Below are 19,960 nucleotides of genomic sequence, written 5' to 3' on the forward strand. Positions count from 1 at the left end.
GGGGTGGAGCGAAGCGACGAGTCCGGAATCCATAACCACGATCGGGAGTATGGATTCCGGGCCTGCGCCCTACGGCGCATCCCGGAACGACAGATGGTTAGCGTTCGTTCGTAAAAACTATCGTGCCCGACGCCGCGAACATGCCGCCGACGCCGTGGCAGACCGAAATCCTTGCGTTGGGCACCTGCGCCGGCGCGATGCCGCGCATCTGGCGCACGCTCTCCTGGAGCGCGTACATGCCGTACATGCCCGAATGCATGTAGGAGAGGCCGCCACCATTGGTGTTCAGCGGCAGCTTGCCGCCGGGCCGCGTGTTGCCGTCGGCAATGAACCTGCCAGTCTCCTCATAGGGCATGAAGCCGAGGTCGCCGAGGCCGAACAGCGGCAGATGCGCGAACGCATCGTAGATCATGAGATGGTCGACATCCCCGTGTGCGATACCGGCCTCCTTGAAGGCAAGAGGGCCCGCGACCTTGAAGGCACGCGAGGAGTTGAACGTCTCCATCTGGCTGACCATCGGCGTCTCGACACTCTCACCGGTGCCCATGATGTAGACGGGCTTGCGCGGAAAATCCCTGGCGCGGTCGGCAGAGGTCAGGATCAGCGCGCCGCCGCCATCGGTGACGAGGCAGCACTGAAGAAGACGGAATGGGTAGGCGATCATACGCGAGTTGAGGACGTCGGCGACCGTGATCGGCTCTTTCATCATCGCGCGCGGGTTCTTCGTGGCCCATTCCCGTTGCACCACCGCAACCGTCGCAAGCTGCTCATGGGTGATGCCGTAGGTCTTCATGAAGCGCAGCACGGGAATCGGGAACATGCTGGGTGGGCCGTAAACGCCGAACGGTGCCTCGAACTGGCCGTTGAGGCTGTCCGGCGCGGTGAAGCGCGGCTGCTTGCCGATCATCGACTTGCCGCTCTCCGCATGGGTGATCAGCACGGTCTTGCACAGGCCGGCCTCGATCGCTGCCGCGGCGTGACGAACGTGCAGCATGAAGGAGCAGCCGCCGACCGAGGTACCGTCGACCCAGGTCGGCTTGATGCCGAGATAATGGCAGACCTGCTGCGGCGTCTCGACCGCGGTGGCGAAGCCGTCGATGTCGGAGAGTTTCAGCCCGGCGTCCGCAATGGCATTGAGCGCCGCATCTGCATGAAGCTGGAGCTGCGACATGGTGGGGATGACGCCGAGCTCGGCGGTCTCGGCCGCGCCCACGACGGCGACCTGGTTCCTGCGCATGGCCTATCCCTTCGCCGGACGGAACACGGGGAGGGTGATGGCGTCGTCGAGCTTCTGGTAGGCGACCTCGAGCTTCATGTCGAGCTCGAGCGCTTCCGGCGTCTGCGGACAGTCGATGATGTTGCTCATCATCCGGGGGCCCTCCGCAAGCTCGACCACCGCGATCGCGTAAGGCGGTGTGAAGCCCGGCGCCGCGGGGCGATGATTGATCACGTAGCTGTAGAGAAAACCCTTGCCGCTCGCCTTGAAGATGCTGACCTTGCGCGAGGCGCAAGACGGGCAGAAAGGACGCGGCGGGAAATAGACATGCGCGCAGGCGTCGCAGCGTTGCAGGCGCAGCTCGCCCGCTTTCGTGCCGTCCCAGAAATGCTGCGTCTCCGGCGTCGGTTTCGGTCGCGCGCGCTGCGGTTCGGCCATTGCGGCGGATCCTCCCAAGTACCCAAGGCACAGGCTGCACGCCCGTTTCGATCTTGATGCGACAATTGACCATTGGCCGTCAACGGTCCAGCGATGCGCGCGCATGGTAAGTATACCGTCGCGCGCACAATGCTTGTGTCGAACTGAGCCAGCGCGATAGATTGCGCGTGCCAATATTCCGTGAGACAGACATGCCCAACTTTCCGACACTGGCGAAATTTGCCGAAGACCTCGAGAGCGGCCGCACGACCTCCCGAAAGCTGGTTGAGGAATGCCTCGCCAGGATCGCCGATCCGGCGGGCGAAGGCCAACGCGTCTTCATCCATGTCGACAAGGCTACTGCGCTCGCCGCGGCCGATGCGATGGATGGCTTGCGCAAGGTCAAGGCGGCGCCATCGCGCTATGCCGGCATTCCGATCTCGATCAAGGATCTCTTCGACATCAGGGGGCAGACGACGCGCGCCGGGTCCCGCGCGCTCGACGATTCCGATCCGGCGGAGCACGACGCGGAGGCGGTGGCGCGGCTGCGCCGTGCCGGCTTCGTCGTGATGGGGCGGACCAACATGACCGAGTTCGCCTATTCCGGCATCGGCATCAATCCGCATTTCGGCACGCCGAAGGGCGCCTGGAACCGGGCCGAAGGTCACGTGCCCGGCGGCTCGTCCTCGGGCGCGGCGGTGTCCGTGCTCGACGGCATGGCGCATGCTGCGCTCGGTACCGATACCGGTGGCTCCTGCCGGATCCCGGCGGCCTTTAACGGCATCGTCGGCTACAAGCCGACGCAGCGTCGCGTGCCGCTCGATGGCTCAGTGCCGCTGTCGTTCTCGCTCGACAGCATCGGACCGTTGGCGCGAACGGTCGGCTGCTGTGCCGTACTCGACGCCGTGCTAGCGAACGAGCCGATCGTTCCGCTCAAGCCGCGCCCCGTGAAGGGCATGCGGCTGGCGGTGCCGACCACCATTGCGCTCGACGACCTCGATGCAGCCGTGGCGCAGACCTTCGAGCGCGCGCTGGAGACGCTTGCCAGTCACGGCGCCACCATCGAGCGCATCGAGATGTCGGAATTCCACGACATCGGCCCGATGAATGCCAAGGGCGGCTTTGCGGCCGCCGAAAGCTTCGCCTGGCACCGCTATCTCATCACGGCCAAGGGCGATGTCTATGACCCCCGCGTCGCGGTGCGGATCATGCGCGGCGAGGCGCAAAGCGCGGCCGATTATATCGACCTCCTCAACGAGCGCCGCTCGCTGATCGCGCGGGTCAATGCACGGATCGCGCCCTATGACGCGCTGGTGCTGCCGACCACCGCCAACACACCGCCGAAGATCGCCGATCTTGCCGACGACAAGGCATTCACCACGGCGAATCTGCGTGCCTTACGCAACTGCACCCTGATCAACATGATCGACGGTTGCGCGATCTCGCTGCCTGCCCATCGCGAGGGCGAGGTTCCCGTCGGCCTGATGCTGGCGGGCGCGGGCGGATCGGACCGTCGCATTTTCGAGCTTGCTGCCGGCATGGAGGCCGTGATCCGTGTTTGACCTGACCTTCACTGTCGATGCCCAGGACACGACAACCCCGCTGACACTTGCGATCGACCAGGCCGTCATTGCCGGCTGGACCGGCCGCGATCCCGTCGCGCGCGACAAGCACATCGCCGAGCTCGAGGCCGTTGGCATCGCGCGGCCGGCATCGACGCCGATCTACTACCGCGTCTCGGCGCGGCGGCTGACGATGGAAGACAGCATCGAGTGCTGCGGCGGCGAGTCCAGCGGTGAGGTCGAGTTCGTGCTGATCGGCTGGCAGGGGCGTATCTTCGTCGGCTGCGGCTCCGACCACACCGACCGCAAGGTCGAGGCCTACAGCGTGACCGTCTCGAAGCAGATGTGCGACAAGGTCGTCGCGCCGGTGTTGTGGGAACTCGAGGAGGTGATCGGCCACTGGGACCGGATGATCCTGCGCTCCTACGCCTGGATCAATGGCGAGCGCGTGCTCTACCAGGAGGGCACGCTGGACGCGATGCTGCCGGTCGACGATCTGATCGCGCGCGGCTTCGACGGCAAGAGGCTGCCCGACGGCTGCGCGATGTTCGGCGGAACCTTCGCCGCCAAAGGCGGCATCCGCCCCGCCGACCGCTTCGAGTTCGAGTTGGAGGACCCCGTGCTGAAGCGCACGATCAAGCATGGGTACGACGTGATCACGTTGCCGGTGCTGGGCTGACAGGGGTTCTCCCGTCATTGCGAGGAGCGAAGCGACGAAGCAATCCAGAATCGTCCCGCGGTGGCAGCCTGGATTGCTTCGCTTCGCTCGCAATGACGGAGGGGCAATCGGAAATCGGGTGGCGGCGTCAGCCCTGGGGTGCGAAGCTGGGCGCCATGAAAATGACCGCACGAAAGCCCGAGCAGCCCTCTTCCATTGCTCCCGCCACCCGCGTCGAAGCCCACGACTGGGCGCAGATCACCGACGAGCTCAACGCCCAAGGCTGTGCCGTCCTGAAGGCCCTGCTTACCCCCGACGAATGCTGCGACATCGCCGCGCTGTATCCCGAAGACGCGCATTTCCGCAGTCGCATCGTGATGGGCCGCCATGGTTTCGGCCGCGGCGAGTACAAGTATTTCTCCTATCCGCTTCCCGACCTGATCGCGCAATTGCGGCCGGCGCTGTATGCGCATCTGCACGGCGTCGCGAATCGCTGGAACGAGGCGATGGGGATCGACATCCGTTATCCCGCGGCGCATGCGGCGTTCCTGAAGCGCTGCCACCAGGCGGGCCAGAGCCGGCCGACGCCGCTGTTGCTGCAATACGAGGCAGGCGACTACAACTGCCTGCACCAGGATCTCTATGGTGAGCACGTGTTCCCGATCCAGGTTGCGATCCTGCTTTCTGAGCCGGGGCGCGATTTCACCGGCGGCGAGTTCGTTCTGACCGAGCAGCGCCCGCGCATGCAGTCGCGTGCCGAGGTCGTGCCGCTCGCGCAGGGCGATGCGGTTGCCTTTGCCGTGCATCATCGCCCGGTGCAGGGGACGCGCGGCACCTATCGCGTTAATCTGCGCCACGGCGTCAGCCGGATCCGGTCCGGACAACGCCATACGCTGGGTGTGATCTTCCATGATGCAAAGTGAGCACGGCCGTTGACGGCGGATTTGTTCGACAGCCTCGCCGAGGCGCAGCCGTCGCGCGAAGATATCGCTGACGGCGCCGTGCTGCTGCGTGGATTTGCTGGGACGATCGAGCACGAGCTGATCGCCGCCGTCCGCGCGATCACGGCACAGTCGTCGTTTCGGCAGATGACGACGCCCGGCGGCTACCAGATGTCGGTGGCGATGACGAATTGCGGCGAGCGCGGCTGGATCACCGATCACACCGGCTATCGTTATGACCCGATCGATCCGCTGTCCGAACAGCCTTGGCCGTCGATGCCACCGCTATTCCGAGATTTGGCGAGACGGGCGGCCGAGGAAGGCGGTTTTCCCAGCTTCGCGCCTGATGCATGCCTCGTCAATCGCTACGAGCCCGGCACACGACTGTCCCTGCATCAGGACAAGGACGAGCTGGATCTCTCGGCGCCGATCGTCTCGGTCTCGCTTGGGCTCCCCGCGACCTTCCTGTTCGGCGGCATGGCGCGGAGCGACAAGCCGCGCCGCTTCCGTCTGGTGCACGGCGACGTCGTCGTCTGGGGCGGTGTGACGCGGCTCGCCTATCACGGCGTCGCGCCGCTCGCCGATGGCGAGCATGCGCTGCTCGGCCGCCAACGGATTAATCTGACCTTCCGCAAGACGCGCTGACCTATCCCCTCATCCTGAGGAGCGCGTTTGCGCGCGTCTCGAAGGATGAAGGCCAGGATGCGAGACCCGGGCCTTCATGGTTCGAGACGGCGCTAACGCGCCTCCTCACCATGAGGAACTACGGCTTCGGCGGATGGATGAACGCCCACGGGCTCACCTCGGAATCCCGAGGCACCTCGATCGACAGCAGATACGGCCCACCATGGGCGAGCGCCTTTTCCAGTGCGGCCTTGAAATGATCCGGTGAGGTCACGCGCGCGGCCGCGACGCCAAAGGACTCCGCGAGCTTGACGAAATCCGGATTGACGAGATCCGACGCCACCACGCGGCCGTCAAAGCGCTCGCGCTGGTCGCGCCGCACGTTGCCGTAGGCATTGTTGTTGAACACCAGCGTCACCACGGCGATGTTGAACTGCACGGCGGTGGCAAGCTCCTGCACGCCGAACATGAAGCCGCCGTCGCCGGTGATGGCGACCACCGGCTTGTCCGGATTGGCGACCTTTGCGCCGAGCGCGGTCGGGAAGCCCGAGCCGAGCGTGCCCTGATAGCCCGAGGTGATGAAGGTGCGTGGCTGGTAGATCGGAAAGCCGTACCAGGAGGCGAAGCCGACCTGCGACAATTCATCCGTGACGATGGCGTTCGCCGGCAGCACCTCGCGCAGGATGTTGAGATACGCCATCTGCGGCTGGATGCGCTGGATCTCCGCTTGTGCGGAAGCAGTCGCCTCGCGGATCGCGGCGCGGCGGCCACTGGTCTTGATGTAGCCAGCCTTGCGCACGGCGGCGGAAAGATCGGCGGTCGCGGCCCTGGCATCGGCAATGACAGCCGTATCGGCCGGATAGCGTCGCATCTCGACCGGATCGATATCAATCCGGATGCATTTCAGGCCATCCGGCCGATAGGGCCAGCGCGACATGGTCGGGAGCTCGAGCCGCGTGCCGATACCGATCATGAGATCAGTGTTCGGCCACAGCTTGTAGGCGGCCGCCATGGTGAGCCCAAGCTCGTGCGCATTGGAGACGATGCCGCGGCCGCTGCGGAAGGCGACGACGGGGGCATCGATCATCTCGGCGAGCTCGAGGATTTCCTCGCGCGCGTCGATCGCGCCGCTGCCCACGAAGATCATCGGTGCCTTGGCAGCCTTGATCAGCGCCGCCGCCTGCTTGATCGCGTCCGGATCGGGCTGCGGTGCGGGCAAGGGCGCGAGCACCTGCGCAGCCGCCGTGTGGGCGCGCTGCGTGAAGACGTCCCAGGGCATCTCGACCGAGGCGGGGCCGCGACGTCCCGACATCATTTCCTGGAACGCGCGCGCGACGACGGTCGGCGCGTTGGCCGGCGCTTCGATCCTGTCAGCCCATTTCACATAGGTGCGCAGGGTCGCGAGCTGATCCGGCATTTCATGCAGATGGCCGCGGCCCTTGCCGAGAAAGGCTGTCGGCACCTGGCCGGTGACGCAGAGCACCGGCTCGTTGCAGCCGAAGGCGGTGAGAAGCGCAGCGCTGGCATTGAGCACGCCGGGGCCGGGCACCACGCTGAACACGCCCGGCCTGCCGCTCGCACGCGCATAGCCGAAGGCCATGTAGGCGCATGCCTGCTCGTGCCGTGCGCCGATCACTTTGAGCTGCGCCTGGTGGAAGGCGTCGAACAGGCCGTAGACCTGCGCGCCCGGCAGGCCGAACACGGTGTCGACGCCGTGGGCGACAAGGCCGCTTACGATCGCTTCGCCGCCGGTGAGGGTGGTCATGGTTGTCTTCCCATCCAGATGTCAGGCTTCGTCGACGACGCCATTGCGCAACAGGCCGATGCCCTCGGCCTCGACGTCGACGACGTCACCGGGCTTGAGATAACGCGGCGGATCAAAGCGCGCGCCGGCGCCGGTCGGCGTGCCCGTGACGATGATGTCGCCGGGGACGAGCGTCGCAAAGGTCGAAATGTAGTTGATGAGGTAGCGGAAGGGGAACATCAGCCGGCTGGTGCGGTCGTCCTGCCGGAGCTCGCCGTTGACGCGCGTGGTCAGCCGCACATCCGCAAGCTGCGATTCCTGCGTGTAGGGCACCAGCCACGGGCCGAGGCTGCCGCTGGAGTCGAAATTCTTGCCCTGTGTGACATTGAACTTGGCGTGCCGCAGCCAGTCGCGCACCGAGCCCTCGTTGCAGAGCGTGATCGCCGCGACGTGGTCGAGTGCGGCACTTTCCGGAATGTGCCGGCCGGCCTTGCCGATCACCAGCACGATCTCGCCTTCATAGTCGAGCTGCGCGGAGGCGCGTGGGCGCACCAGCGGCGTCTCGTGGCCGACGAAGGAACGGGGCGAGCGCATGAACATGCTCGGATAATTCGGCGCATCCTGGCCGTCCCTGTACTCGGCGTTGCGGTCGGGATAGTTGACGCCGATGCAGATGACCTTTTCCGGCGCAGGCACCGGCGGCAGCCAGGTGATGTCGGCGATCGCATGATCTGGCATACGGTCGGCAGCTTCGTCTGCAAGGCTTAGCAGCTTGCCGGCTGCAATCACCTCGCGCAACGTCGGATAGTCCCTGGCGTGGCGCACGGACAGATCGACGATGCCGCCGTCGACGACGGCACCATATCTGGCTGCACCCTTGACGGAATAGGTGGCGAGGCGAGGGAGGCTCATTGGCAGCTCATGATTTGTTGTCGTCCCGGCGAAGGCCGGGACCCATACCGCGTGATCTTTCGTGTAGGCGCAATGACAATCCCGAACGACCGGTCTTCGTCAAACCTCTTGCTGTGGTTATGGGTCCCGGCTTTCGCCGGGACGACGGGGAGAGAGTCTTTGTTAGTCACCGGCATCAATCCGCCACCAGGACGTCGGCCACGAATTTCGGCTCGCGCACGGTCTGGCCCGTGAACGGCGAGCCCTGCTCGAACCAGGAGCGCGGGGCGGGCGCGCCCCACAGCGTCTGCCGGCGCGGATCGCGCAGCGACCAGCGCAGTGGCTCATGGTCGTGATCACCCGTAAAATAATCGCTGGTGTAGAGCTCGAGGCGATGACCGTCGGGATCGCGGACGTAGAGAAAGAACGCATTGGAGATGCCGTGGCGCCCGGGGCCACGCTCGATGTTCTTCACGAATCCCGCCGAAGCCATCACGTCGCAGAGATGGATGATGTTCATCGCCGTCGGCGTCCAGTAGGCGAAATGATGCAGGCGCGGTCCTTTGCCGTTGGTGATGGCGAAGTCGTGGACATTGCCCTTGCGATGCATCCAGGCGGCGGCGATACGGCCATTCGGCCCGTCCTCTTCTGCGTATTCGGTAAGGCGGAAGCCGAGCCGCGCGTAGAAATCGACCGTGTCCTGCACTTCGGCGGCGAAGACGTTGAAATGATCGAGCCGTTGCGGGTGGCATCCCCGGTAGAGATCATAGCGCCGGAGCAGATGCGGCCGCTTCTCCATCGATGCGTAGAGCTCGAGCTGGAAGCCGAAGGGATCGGTGAATTGCAGCGTGCGGCCCTGGAAGGGCTGGTCGACGAACGCGTGCTTGAGACCGTTCTCGGTGAGGAAGGCAGCCGCCTCGTCGAGATCCTTCTCGTTGCCGACCTTGAAGCCGAGGCGGTTGCAGGCCGGCACGGCGGCCTTGCGCAGCACCAGCGAATGATGCTGATGCTCCTCCGCGCCGCGCAGGTACACGACGTTGTTGTCGGCATCCTCGACATGCAGTCCGACGGTGGTCTCGTAAAACTCGCGGCTGAGCTTCAGATCGGTCACGTCAAGCACGGCGTGGCTCGAGCGGATGATGTTGAAGGGTGGCTCGAAGACGTGTTGCGGTGCGGGCATTGCGTTTCCCCTTTGTCATTCCGGGGCGGCTCGAAGAGTCGAACCCGGAATCCATCGCGCAGCAGAGTTGGTGGATAAATGGATTCCGGGCTCGTGCTTCGCACGCCCCGGAATGACGATTAGATTCCCAGTTTCTGAATCTTGTGCGTGCCCCGCGCGAGCGAGACGTGCTTGGTTTCCATGTAGAAGTCGAACGAATAGTCGCCGCCGTCGCGGCCGATGCCTGAGGCCTTCATGCCGCCGAACGGCGTCGGCAGATGGCGGACGTTTTCCGAGTTCAGCCAGATCATGCCGGCTTCGAGCGCGTCTGCGACGCGCATGCCGCGGCCCATGTCGTTGGTCCAGACATAGCCGGTGAGGCCATAGCGGATGTCGTTGGCGATCTCGACGGCTTCGGTCTCGTCGCGGAAGGGCAGCACGGTGAGGAACGGGCCAAACACCTCCTCCTGCGCGACGCGCATCTTGCTGTGCGCACCGGTCACCAGCGTCGGCTGCACGTAGTGCCCGCCGCCGGGGCCGTCATGGGCTTTGCCGCCGGCAGCGATGACTGCGCCGTCCTGCCGTGCAACGTCGAAATAGGAGCAGACCTTGGCGAGATGCCGCTCATGGATGAGCGGTCCGATCTCGGTCGCGGGATCCAGGGGATGGCCGACCTTCAGCGCCTTCACGCGCGCGGTGAGCTTCTCGACGAATTTCTCCGCGATGCTCGCCTGGACCAAAAGGCGGCTGGACGAGGTGCAGCGCTCGCCGTTGAGCGAGTAGATCATGAACACGACCGCATCGAGCGCACGGTCGAGGTCGGCGTCGTCGAACACGATCACCGGATTTTTGCCGCCGAGCTCGAAATGCACGCGCTTCAGGGTCGGCGCGCCCTGCTTCATGATCGCCGAGCCCGTCGCGCTCTCGCCGACGAAGCCGATCGCCTTGATCGCGGGATGCTCGGTCAGCGCCTTGCCGGCTTCTTCGCCAAAACCGTGCACGGTGTTGAGCACGCCGTCGGGAATGCCGGCCTGCTTGGCGAGCTTGGCCAGGAGATCGGCCGTGACCGGCGACCACTCGGCGGGCTTGTGCACGACCGTGCAGCCGGCGGCGAGCGCTGGCGCGATCTTCCAGGTCGAGAGCATGAACGGCGTATTCCACGGCGTGATCACGCCGACGGGGCCGATCGGCACGCGCGTGGAGACGTTCCAATGCTCATCGCTCGGCGTGTTCAGGCCGTCGCGCGCCTCCGCGCATTTATCGGCGAAGAAGCGGAAATTCTCGGCGGCGCGGATCGCGGCCTTCGCCATGAAGCGATAGGCCTGACCCGTATCGATGCATTCGAGCACGGCGATGTCTTCGGCATTGTCCTCGATGGCGTCGGCGACCCGATGCAGCAGCTTGCGCCGCATCGCGGGCCCCATGTCGCGCCAGGGCTTGAAGGCGAGGGCGGCCGCGGTCGCGGCGCGGTCGATATCCTCGGCGTTGCCGCGGGCGACGCTCGCGAGCGTTGCGTTATCGACCGGCGATCTCGTCTCGAAGGTCTCGCCCGAGATCGAAGCCACGATCTTGCCGTCAATCATGTGACCGATGCCGTCGGCGCGCAGCTTTTTCAGCAGTGGTGCGGCGCGCTCGCGGTTGGCCTGGAAGACATCGCCTTTCGGTGTGGGCTTATCCATGGGCGGCCTCCGCTTTCAGCGCATCGTGGATGTTGTTGCGCTTCCAGCTCGTCTCCTTGTCGTTGATCTGCATGTCGAACGACAGGGCGAACTTGCTGGCGGCGAAGATGGGATCGAGATGTCTGGAGAGCGTCTGGAAGACGTGCTCGCCGGCTTTCTTGCGGGTAGCGAGATCGCGGCCTTCGCCGATGCGCAGCACCATGTCGAGAAAGGCAAGGTCCCTGGCTCCATCGGCGATCGCATAGTGCTCGCATTTGATTGCGCGGACGCGGATGCCGCCGAGCGGGAAGATGCCGGTCTCCACCGCCGCCTTGCGCACGACCTCGCACAGCGCGGCCATATCGACGCGGCCGTCGAGATTGGCCGAATATTCGATGGTGAAATGCGGCATGGCGGTTTACTCCCTGTGCTTCTTGTTTGTCAGGCGAAGTAGCAGCTCACCGAGCCGTAGGCGCCATAGTCGGCTTGAATTGTGTCGCCCGTGCGGGTCTCGATCGGACGGATGAAGGAGCCGGCGAGCACGACCTGCCCGGGCTCGAGCGCAAGGGCGAGCGGCGCGATCTTGTTGGCGAGCCAGGCGACTGCGGTCGCGGGATGATTGAGCACGCCGGCGGCAAGGCCGGTCTCTTCGAGCTGGCCGTTCTTGAAACAGAGCGCTCCGATCCAGCGCAGGTCGGCTTCCAGCGGGCGGATCGGTCGGCCGCCGAGCACGATGCCGGCATTGGCCGCATTGTCGGCGATGGTGTCGAATATTTTTCGCGTTGCCTTGGTCTTGGGATCGACGCGCTCGATCCGCGTGTCCAGAATTTCCAGCGCGGGCACCACGAAGTCGGTGGCGTTGAGTACGTCGAACATCGTGCAGTCGGGGCCCGAAAGCCGCTTGCTCATGATGAAGGCAAGCTCGGCTTCCACGCGGGTGCCGATGAAGCGGTCCGTCGGCACCAGCCCGCCATCGGCGAAAAACATGTCGTCGAGCAGGACGCCGGAATCCGGCTCGTCGATGTTGAGCGCGCTCTGCATCGCCTTCGAGGTCAGGCCGATCTTGTGACCTTTGACGATACGGCCCTCGGCGAGCTTGATCTCGATCCAGGCCTTCTGAATAGCGTATGCATCGGCAATAGTGATCGCGGGATAGTCCTGCGAGAGCTGCCTGATTTGCGTACGCGTCTTCTCCGCCTGGTGCAGACGTTTCGCGCAGCTCAAGATATCGTCGTTGGAAAGCGCCATCCGCAATCTTACAAATCGTGGTGCCGAGAGATATTTAACATGTTAAGTGAATTCGTCAAACCCAATTCGGGCGTGTTGCAGTGCAAACATTTTAAGATTTGAGGGCTGGGCGTCATGGCGAAGAAGAAACCGGCCGATCCTGCGAACGGAAGCGCGCCTGCCGCCCGGCAGGTGCCGATGCGCGAGTTTTCGCGGTCGCTACCGATGTCGCTGCTGCGGGCGCGCGAGGCAGTGATGCGACAATTCCGGCCCTCGCTGCGCCAGAATGGTCTCACGGAGCAGCAATGGCGCATCCTGCGCGCGCTCGCGGCCATCGACGCGGTCGAGGTCACGGAACTCGCGCGCACGGCGTTTCTTCTCGGGCCGAGCCTGTCGCGCATCCTGCGCGATCTCGAAGCCCGCCACCTGATCGAGCGGAAAACGGCGAAAGAGGATCAGCGCCGCAGCATGGTGTCGATCTCGGAGAAAGGTGTGAAGCTGATGGCGGTCGTGGCGCCGACGTCGGAAGCGATCTACGCCGAGATCACGCGACGCTTTGGCGCACGAAAGCTCACCGAGCTTCAGGAGATGCTGGGCGAGCTCGAGCAGTGTCTTTCAGGACTTGGAAGTGTGGATGAGGCAATAGCCGAGGAGTGAAACCAGATATGCGCGCGGAAGCGGCAAGAACCATGGACATGGCCGCTTTTTTTCGCTCAAAGTGCCGCCCAAGCCGATCTGCCCAAAATCGGCGCCGCCACTGATGCCGCATCTTCCGCGGCTTCATCCGGCAGGGAACAAGGAAGAGGCAAACAGACCCGTTATGGTCACCATTCACGTTCAGAAGCTGATCGACTTCGTCACGGACGTATTTTCGCATGCGGAGTCGTCTCCGGAGGAAGCCAGACGTATCGCGACCTATCTGACGACAGCCAATCTTACCGGCCATGACAGCCACGGCGTGATCCGCGTGCCCGTCTATATCCGCTGGAAGAAGATCGGCTCGGTGGTGCCGAACCAGAACGCCGAGGTTGTGCTCGATACGCCCTCGCTCGCGGTGGTCGACGGCAAGTTCGGCTATGGCCAGACGGTTGCACCGCAGGCGGTGAAGATCGGCATCGAGAAGTGCAAGAAGGCCGGCCTCGCGGCAGTCGCCCTGCGCAACGCTGGCCATATCGGACGCGTCGGCGACTGGGCCGAGATGGCCGCGGCTGAGGGGCTGGTCTCGGTCTATTTCGTCAACGCTGCCGGCTCGCTGCTGGTTGCGCCGTTCGGTGGCGTCGAGAAGCGGCTGTCGACCGCGCCCTATTGCGTCGGCATCCCGCGCGAGGGCCAGGATCCGATCGTGCTGGATTTCGCGACCTCGATCGTTGCCGAAGGCAAGGTGCTGGTCGCAAGCCGCGGCGGCAAGAAGCTGCCCAAGGGCGCGCTGGTGGATTCCGACGGCACGCTGAGCGAGGAGCCGGTCGTTCTCTATGGGCCCTATACGCCCGGCGGACCGCGCGACCACACTCAGGGAACGGGCGCGATTCGCGCCTTTGGCGAGCACAAGGGCTCAGGCCTTGCGTTCGTTTGCGAGTTGCTCGGCGGCGCGCTGACCGGAACCGGCGCCACCTCCGGCGGCCGCCGCTTCGCCAATGGCATGCTGGCGTTCTTTGTCGATCCCAAGGTGATCGATACCTCAGATGTTTTCGACGCCGAAGTCTCACGCTATGTCGACTTCATCCGCGCCACCAAGCCGATGGCCGGCGTCGAGCAGGTCCTGATCCCCGGCGACCCCGAACGGAAGACCCGGGCCGAGCGCACCAGGAACGGCGTGCCCTTGCCGGATGACACCTGGGCGGCGATAGTGAATACCGCCCGCGACGTCGGCGTCAGCGAGACCAGTATTCAGAGGGCGACGAGCTAGGCTTGGCCGCGCTTCGTCATTGCGAGGCGCGCAAACGACGAAGCAATCCAGAGCATCACCGCGGAGAGATTCTGGATTGCTTCGCTCGCAATGACAGTGAGTGAGAACAACAGGGAAGGAAGGCAACGTGGCGAATAAAGTCAAAGAGATCTGGAAGTCGGGCAAGGCCGTCGTCAATGCGTGGCTCGCGATTCCCTCCGGCTTCTCGGCCGAGGTGATCGCGCAATGCGGCTTCGACAGCGTCACCGTCGACATGCAGCACGGCGTGCAGGACTATCTGTCGATGGTTCAGTGCTTCCAGGCGATGGACAAGCATCCGGTGACGCCGATGGTGCGTGTGCCCTGGAACGAGCCCGGCATCATCGGCAAGGTGCTCGATGGCGGCGCCTATGGCGTGATCTGCCCGATGGTCAACACGCCGGAGGAAGCGAAGAACCTCGTCTCCTATTCGAAATATCCGCCGAAGGGCGTGCGTTCCAACGGGCCGATCCGCGCCGGCATGTACGGCACCGCGGGCACTTACCAGAAGACAGCGAACGACGAGACCGTGCTGCTGCCGATGATGGAGACCAGGACCGCGGTCGAGAACATGGAAGCGATCCTTGACGTCGAGGGCATCGACGGCGTCTATATTGGCCCGTCCGACCTCGGCTTCTCCTATGGGCTCGAGCCGAAGCTCGACCGCACCGAGCCGGAGATCCTCGCGATCTACGAGAAGATCATCAAGGAGTGCGGCAAGCGCGGCCTCAACGCGGGCATCCATTGCAGCGGCGCGGAAGGTGCCGCGCGCGCCATCAACATGGGCTTCAAGCTGGTGACGCTGTCGAACGAGGTTGGTCTCATGTCGACCTATGCCAAGTTGCAGGTGAACCAGACCCGGAAGGATTCCGGCGGTAAGGCGTAGTCACTCGTGTCCCGGACGCGGTGCAGCGCGAAGCGATGCACCGCAGAGCCGGGACCCAGTTGCCGACGTCACGTGTAGGCCCCGGATCAGCAGCGCACCGCTTCGCGCTGCGCAGCATCCGGGGAGCGAGAGTTTCGATATAGGAGAACGATGATGACCCCAGCCCCCGTCATCCGCCTGCATCCCGATGATGGCGTGGTGATCGCGCGTGCCAGCCTGCCGCCCGGAACAACGGTGGCTGACGGCGTAACGACGGTCGACCGCATCCCGTCGGGGCACAAGGTCGCGATCAAGCCGATCGCGGTGGGCGAGCCGGTCAAGCGCTACGGCCAGATCATCGGTTTTGCCACCGCGCCGATCGCGCCCGGCCAGCACGTGCACACGCAGAATTGCGGCATGGGCGATTTCGCCAAGGACTATGCCTATTGCGCCGACGTCAAGCCGACGCCGAATTTCGATCTGCCGGCGACCTTCGAGGGCATCCGCCGCCCCGATGGCCGCGTCGCTACGCGCAACTATATCGGCATCCTCACCTCGGTGAATTGCAGCGCGCATGTCGCTGGCCTCGTCGCCGACGTGTTCAAGAAAAATCCCTTCACCGGTGAAAATCCGCTGGCCGAATTCCCCAACGTCGACGGCGTCGTCGCGCTGACGCACAAGACCGGCTGCGGCATGACGCAGAACGAGCCGCTGGCGTTGCTCCGCCGCACGCTCGGCGGCTATGCGCGGCACGTCAATTTTTCCCACGTGATCGTGCTGGGCCTCGGCTGCGAGGTGAACCAGATCGGTGGCCTGATGGAGGAGCAGAAGCTCGCCGGGCGCCTGCGCGCGATGGACATCCAGGAGGTCGGCGGCACCCGCAAGACGGTCGAGGCCGGCGTTGCCTTCGTGCGCGAGGCGCTCGCTGACGCCAACAACGTGAAGCGCGAAGCGGTCCCGGCGAGCGAGCTGACCGTGGCGCTGCAATGTGGCGGCTCGGACGGCTATTCCGGCGTGTCCGCCAATCCCGCGCTCGGCGCGGCCAGCGATCTCATCGTGCGTCACGGTGGCACGGTGATCCTCTCCGAAACGCCGGAGACCTATGGTGCAGAACATCTGCTCACGCGCCGCGCGGTCAGCCGTGAAGTCGGCGAAAAGCTCGTCGATCTCATGCGCTGGTGGGAAGAGTATACCGAGCGCGAAGGCGCCGAGATGAACGCCAATCCGAGCCCCGGCAACAAGGCGGGCGGCCTCACCACGATCCTCGAGAAATCACTCGGTGCGATGGCCAAGGCGGGCACCACCAATCTCGTCGACGTGCTGCGCTATGCTGAGCCGGTGACGAAGAAGGGCTTTGTGTTCATGGACACGCCCGGCTACGACCCGGTCGCTGCGACCGGCCAGGTCGCAGGCGGCGCCAATCTGGTCTGCTTCACGACGGGGCGCGGCAGTGTGTTCGGCTGCAAGCCCGCGCCGTCGATCAAGCTTGCGACCAACACGCCCATGTACAAGCGCATGGAAGAGGACATGGACGTCAATTGCGGCACCGTCCTCGAAGGCTCCGAGACCGTCGAGCAATGTGGGCAGCGCATCTTCGACCTGATCCTGAAGACGGCCTCGGGCCAGCCCACCAAGAGCGAGAGCTTCGACTTCGGCGGCGCCGAGTTCGCGCCCTGGGTGATCGGCGCCACGATGTAGCTGCGTGCAGCCCGTGCCGTAGGCACGCGCTGCCCGTTGTTAGTGCTTGATCGCGATGACATCAGGTGTTCTGCTCAAAAAAGCTGCTGGAGCACCGCATCCGTGTCGATCTACGTCGCATTACACCACGTCACGCACTACAAATACGACCGTCCGATCGATCTGGGACCGCAGACCATCCGGCTGCGACCGGCGCCGCATACGCGCACGCCGATCCTGAGCTACTCGCTCAAGGTCACCCCGGCCAATCATTTCGTGAACTGGCAGCAGGATCCGCAAGGCAATTGGCTCGCCCGCTACGTCTTTCCGGAGAAGACCACCGAGCTGAAGTTCGAGGTCGATTTCACGGCGCAGATGACCGTGGTCAATCCGTTCGACTTCTTCGTCGAGCCCTATGCGGACAGCTTCCCGTTCGACTATCCAAAGGACTTGAAGACGGAGCTTGCGCCCTATCTCGAGACCATCAAGCCCGATCGCTTGTTCGCGAAATATCTCGACACGATCCCGCACGAAGCTCCGAACACCGTTAACTTCCTGGTCGATCTCAACAGGGAGCTGCAGAAGAAGATTCGCTACATCATCCGGATGGAGCCGGGCGTGCAGACACCGGAGGAGACGCTGTCGTCCAGCGCCGGATCGTGTCGCGACTCCGCCTGGCTTTTGATCCAGACCTTCCGTCATCTCGGCCTCGCGGCGCGCTTCGTTTCCGGCTATCTGATCCAGATCCGTCCCGACATCGATCCGATCGAGGGACCGCCCGAAGTCGAGAACGACTTCACCGATCTGCACGCCTGGGCCGAGGTCTATCTGCCGGGCGCGGGCTGGATCGGTTTCGATGCGACATCCGGGATGCTCGCGGGCGAGGGGCACATCCCGGTAGCCGCGACGCCGCACTACCGCTCTGCCGCGCCAATCTCCGGCGGCGCCGGCTTTGCGGAAGTCGAGTTCGCCTTCGACATGAGCGTCCGGCGCATCCGCGAGGCGCCGCGCATCACAAAGCCGTTTTCCGACGAATCCTGGACGCGGCTCAACGATCTCGGCGAGCAGGTCGACGGCGATCTCGCGGCTCAGGACGTGCGGCTCACCATGGGCGGCGAGCCGACCTTCGTGTCGGTCGACGATCTCGAAGCGCCGGAGTGGAACACCGAGGCCGTCGGTCCCACAAAGCGCGCGCTTGCCGACGATCTGATCCGCCGCCTGCGCACGCGCTTCGGGACGGGCGGCCTGCTGCATTATGGCCAGGGCAAATGGTATCCCGGCGAGAGCCTGCCGCGCTGGGCGTTTGGCCTGTACTGGCGCAAGGACGGCGTGCCGATCTGGAAGAATGCCGACCTGATTGCGAAGATCGAAAATCCACGGCGCGCCGAGGTCAGGGATGCCCAAGCGTTCATCGAGGGCGCGGCGGTGCGGCTTGGGCTCGATTCCGGTTACATCATGCCGGCCTATGAGGACCCTGCTTACTGGTTGCAGAAGGAAGCGGACCTTCCCGTCAATGTCGATCCATCCGACTCCAAGCTCTCCGACCCGGAAGAGCGTGCGCGCATGGCGCGGGTGTTCGATGAGGGGCTGAATACGCCGAAGGGCTTCGTGCTGCCGGTGCAGCGCTGGAATGCGCCGCCGCGCTGGCGGAGCGAGCGCTGGACTCTCCGGCGCAGCCATCTGTTCCTGACGCCGGGCGATTCCCCTCTGGGCCTGCGCTTGCCGATCGGCTCGCTCGGCTACGTTCCACCCAACCAATATCCCTACATCGTCGAGCAGGACCCGATTGAGGCGCGGGGCAAGCTGCCGGTGTTCAGCCTCGCGGCGCGTCCGCAATCGCCGCCGCGGGTCGCGCCCGAGCATCTTAACACGTCCGTCCCGGTCCGCACCGCGATGTCCGTCGAAGTCCGCGACGGCGTGCTCTGCGCGTTCATGCCGCCGGTCGAGCGCATCGAGGATTATCTCGAGCTGATAGCGGCACTTGAAGCCACCGCCGAGGAGATGCAGCTCCAGGTCCATGTCGAGGGCTATCCGCCGCCGTTCGATCCGCGCATCGACGTCATCAAGGTGACGCCGGATCCCGGCGTGATCGAGATCAACATCCAGCCGGCGAAGAACTGGCGCGAGGCGGTCGACATCACCTTCGGTCTGTACGAGGACGCCGCCAAGGTTCGCCTCGGCGCCAACCGCTTCCTGGTCGATGGTCGCCACACCGGCACCGGCGGCGGCAACCACGTCGTGGTCGGCGGTTCCAGCCCGCAGGACTCACCGTTCCTGCGCCGACCCGACCTCCTGAAGAGTCTCGTGCTGTACTGGCAGCGCCACCCGTCGCTGTCCTACTTCTTTTCCGGCCTGTTCATCGGCCCAACCAGCCAGGCGCCGCGAATCGACGAGGCGCGGCATGACAGCATCTACGAGCTCGAGATCGCGCTCTCGCACGTGCCGCCGCCGGGCTATCAGACGCCGCTGTGGCTGGTCGACCGGCTGTTCCGGCATCTGCTCGTCGACATCACCGGTAACACCCATCGCGCCGAGATCTGCATCGACAAGCTCTATTCGCCGGAAGGCCCGACCGGGCGGCTTGGCCTGGTCGAATTCCGCGCGCTCGAAATGCCGCCCGATCCGCGCATGTCGCTGGCGCAGCAGCTTCTGGTCCGCGCGCTGATCGCAAAGCTCTGGCGCGAGCCGCAAGCCGGCAAGTTCGTGCGCTGGGGCACGGCGCTGCATGATCGCTTCATGCTGCCTCACTTCATCTGGGAAGACTTCGTTGACGTGCTTTCTGAGTTGAAGCAATCCGGCTATCCCTTTGAGCCGGAATGGTATCTGGCCCAGCTCGAATTCCGTTTTCCCGCCTTCGGCCGCGTCCACCATGGCGGCGTGACGCTGGAATTGCGCCAGGCGCTGGAGCCCTGGCATGTGCTCGGCGAGGAGGGCTCGGCCGGCGGTACTGTTCGTTATGTTGATAGCTCGGTCGAGCGACTTCAGGTGAAAGCTGAGGGCTTCATCGAGGGCCGGCACGTCGTGACCTGCAACGGCCGTCGCCTGCCGATGACCCCGACCGGCCGGTCAGCGGAGGCGGTCGCTGGCGTCCGCTTCAAGGCCTGGCAGCCGGCCTCCGGCCTGCACCCGACCATCCCGGTCCACGCGCCCCTGACCTTCGACCTGATAGACACCTGGAACGGCCGCTCGCTCGGCGGCTGCGTCTATCACGTCGCCCATCCCGGGGGACGCAGCTACGACACCAAGCCGGTCAACACCTACGAGGCCGAGGCGCGGCGGCTGGCGCGCTTCCAGGACCACGGCCATACGCCGGGCCCCAGCCAGCCGCCGCCGGAGGAACGCACAATTGAGTTTCCGCTAACCCTCGACTTGCGCACGCCGCTCCTGCATTGAGTAT

The 19,960-nt window shown here is 64.7% G+C and carries 17 protein-coding genes; 9 read left to right on the forward strand and 8 right to left on the reverse strand.

The window, feature by feature from the left end:
* Positions 1-97: 97 nt before the first annotated feature.
* Entirely contained in the window at positions 98-1,237 is a 1,140-nt protein-coding gene (locus QQL28_RS17330; protein WP_284267268.1) for a thiolase C-terminal domain-containing protein, read from the reverse strand.
* Positions 1,238-1,240: 3 nt separating this feature from the next.
* Positions 1,241-1,654, reverse strand: a complete 414-nt coding sequence (locus QQL28_RS17335; protein ID WP_284267269.1) for a Zn-ribbon domain-containing OB-fold protein — start codon at positions 1,652-1,654, stop codon at positions 1,241-1,243.
* A gap of 191 nt (positions 1,655-1,845) precedes the next feature.
* Here QQL28_RS17335 and QQL28_RS17340 point away from each other — a divergent pair, with 191 nt between their 5' ends.
* From QQL28_RS17340 to alkB, 4 genes are all read left to right on the forward strand, one after another.
* On the forward strand, positions 1,846-3,195 hold the full coding sequence (locus QQL28_RS17340; RefSeq protein ID WP_284267270.1) for an amidase: 1,350 nt from the start codon (positions 1,846-1,848) through the stop codon (positions 3,193-3,195).
* Entirely contained in the window at positions 3,188-3,874 is a 687-nt protein-coding gene (locus tag QQL28_RS17345; protein WP_284267271.1) for a DUF2848 domain-containing protein, read from the forward strand. Before QQL28_RS17340 ends, QQL28_RS17345 begins: the two co-directional genes overlap by 8 nt.
* A gap of 155 nt (positions 3,875-4,029) precedes the next feature.
* The gene (locus QQL28_RS17350; RefSeq protein WP_431309616.1) at positions 4,030-4,776 is read left to right on the forward strand and encodes a 2OG-Fe(II) oxygenase; all 747 of its coding nucleotides are present in this window, start codon (positions 4,030-4,032) and stop codon (positions 4,774-4,776) included.
* Positions 4,777-4,785: 9 nt separating this feature from the next.
* Positions 4,786-5,439, forward strand: coding sequence for a DNA oxidative demethylase AlkB (gene alkB, locus QQL28_RS17355; RefSeq protein ID WP_284267272.1), 654 nt, complete (start codon positions 4,786-4,788; stop codon positions 5,437-5,439).
* Between the two features lie 118 nt (positions 5,440-5,557).
* On the opposite strand, the gene QQL28_RS17360 is transcribed toward alkB, so the two are convergent.
* The 6 genes from QQL28_RS17360 to hpaH form a co-directional block, all read right to left on the reverse strand.
* Positions 5,558-7,183 (reverse strand): thiamine pyrophosphate-dependent enzyme, encoded by a 1,626-nt coding sequence (locus QQL28_RS17360; RefSeq protein ID WP_284267273.1) that lies wholly within the window; start codon positions 7,181-7,183, stop codon positions 5,558-5,560.
* Positions 7,184-7,204: 21 nt separating this feature from the next.
* Positions 7,205-8,074 carry a fumarylacetoacetate hydrolase family protein gene (locus tag QQL28_RS17365; protein WP_284267274.1) on the reverse strand — a complete coding sequence of 290 codons (870 nt, stop codon included), beginning with the start codon at positions 8,072-8,074 and terminating at the stop codon, positions 7,205-7,207.
* Between the two features lie 175 nt (positions 8,075-8,249).
* Positions 8,250-9,233, reverse strand: coding sequence for a 3,4-dihydroxyphenylacetate 2,3-dioxygenase (gene hpaD / locus QQL28_RS17370; RefSeq protein ID WP_284267275.1), 984 nt, complete (start codon positions 9,231-9,233; stop codon positions 8,250-8,252).
* Between the two features lie 119 nt (positions 9,234-9,352).
* Positions 9,353-10,891 (reverse strand): 5-carboxymethyl-2-hydroxymuconate semialdehyde dehydrogenase, encoded by a 1,539-nt coding sequence (gene hpaE, locus QQL28_RS17375; protein WP_284267276.1) that lies wholly within the window; start codon positions 10,889-10,891, stop codon positions 9,353-9,355.
* The gene (locus QQL28_RS17380) at positions 10,884-11,282 is read right to left on the reverse strand and encodes a 5-carboxymethyl-2-hydroxymuconate Delta-isomerase (protein WP_284267277.1); all 399 of its coding nucleotides are present in this window, start codon (positions 11,280-11,282) and stop codon (positions 10,884-10,886) included. Before QQL28_RS17380 ends, hpaE begins: the two co-directional genes overlap by 8 nt.
* A 29-nt stretch (positions 11,283-11,311) precedes the next feature.
* The gene (gene hpaH / locus QQL28_RS17385; protein WP_284267278.1) at positions 11,312-12,118 is read right to left on the reverse strand and encodes a 2-oxo-hept-4-ene-1,7-dioate hydratase; all 807 of its coding nucleotides are present in this window, start codon (positions 12,116-12,118) and stop codon (positions 11,312-11,314) included.
* A gap of 114 nt (positions 12,119-12,232) precedes the next feature.
* Between hpaH and hpaR the strand changes: the two genes are divergently transcribed.
* The 5 genes from hpaR (at position 12,233) to QQL28_RS17410 (ending at position 19,956) form a co-directional block, all read left to right on the forward strand.
* A complete protein-coding gene (gene hpaR / locus QQL28_RS17390) occupies positions 12,233-12,754 on the forward strand; it encodes a homoprotocatechuate degradation operon regulator HpaR (RefSeq protein WP_284267279.1) in 522 nt (173 codons plus the stop codon).
* A gap of 163 nt (positions 12,755-12,917) precedes the next feature.
* Positions 12,918-14,003 carry a malate/lactate/ureidoglycolate dehydrogenase gene (locus QQL28_RS17395; RefSeq protein ID WP_284267280.1) on the forward strand — a complete coding sequence of 362 codons (1,086 nt, stop codon included), beginning with the start codon at positions 12,918-12,920 and terminating at the stop codon, positions 14,001-14,003.
* Between the two features lie 127 nt (positions 14,004-14,130).
* Positions 14,131-14,907: an HpcH/HpaI aldolase family protein gene (locus QQL28_RS17400; protein WP_284267281.1), complete on the forward strand. Its 777-nt coding sequence runs from the start codon at positions 14,131-14,133 to the stop codon at positions 14,905-14,907.
* Positions 14,908-15,060: 153 nt separating this feature from the next.
* The gene (locus QQL28_RS17405) at positions 15,061-16,584 is read left to right on the forward strand and encodes a UxaA family hydrolase (RefSeq protein WP_284267282.1); all 1,524 of its coding nucleotides are present in this window, start codon (positions 15,061-15,063) and stop codon (positions 16,582-16,584) included.
* Positions 16,585-16,686: 102 nt separating this feature from the next.
* A complete protein-coding gene (locus QQL28_RS17410) occupies positions 16,687-19,956 on the forward strand; it encodes a transglutaminase family protein (protein ID WP_284267283.1) in 3,270 nt (1,089 codons plus the stop codon).
* The last annotated feature ends 4 nt before the right edge of the window (positions 19,957-19,960 follow it).

Origin of the sequence: Bradyrhizobium iriomotense (assembly GCF_030160715.1) — a bacterium.
GTDB classification, from domain to species: domain Bacteria; phylum Pseudomonadota; class Alphaproteobacteria; order Rhizobiales; family Xanthobacteraceae; genus Bradyrhizobium; species Bradyrhizobium iriomotense.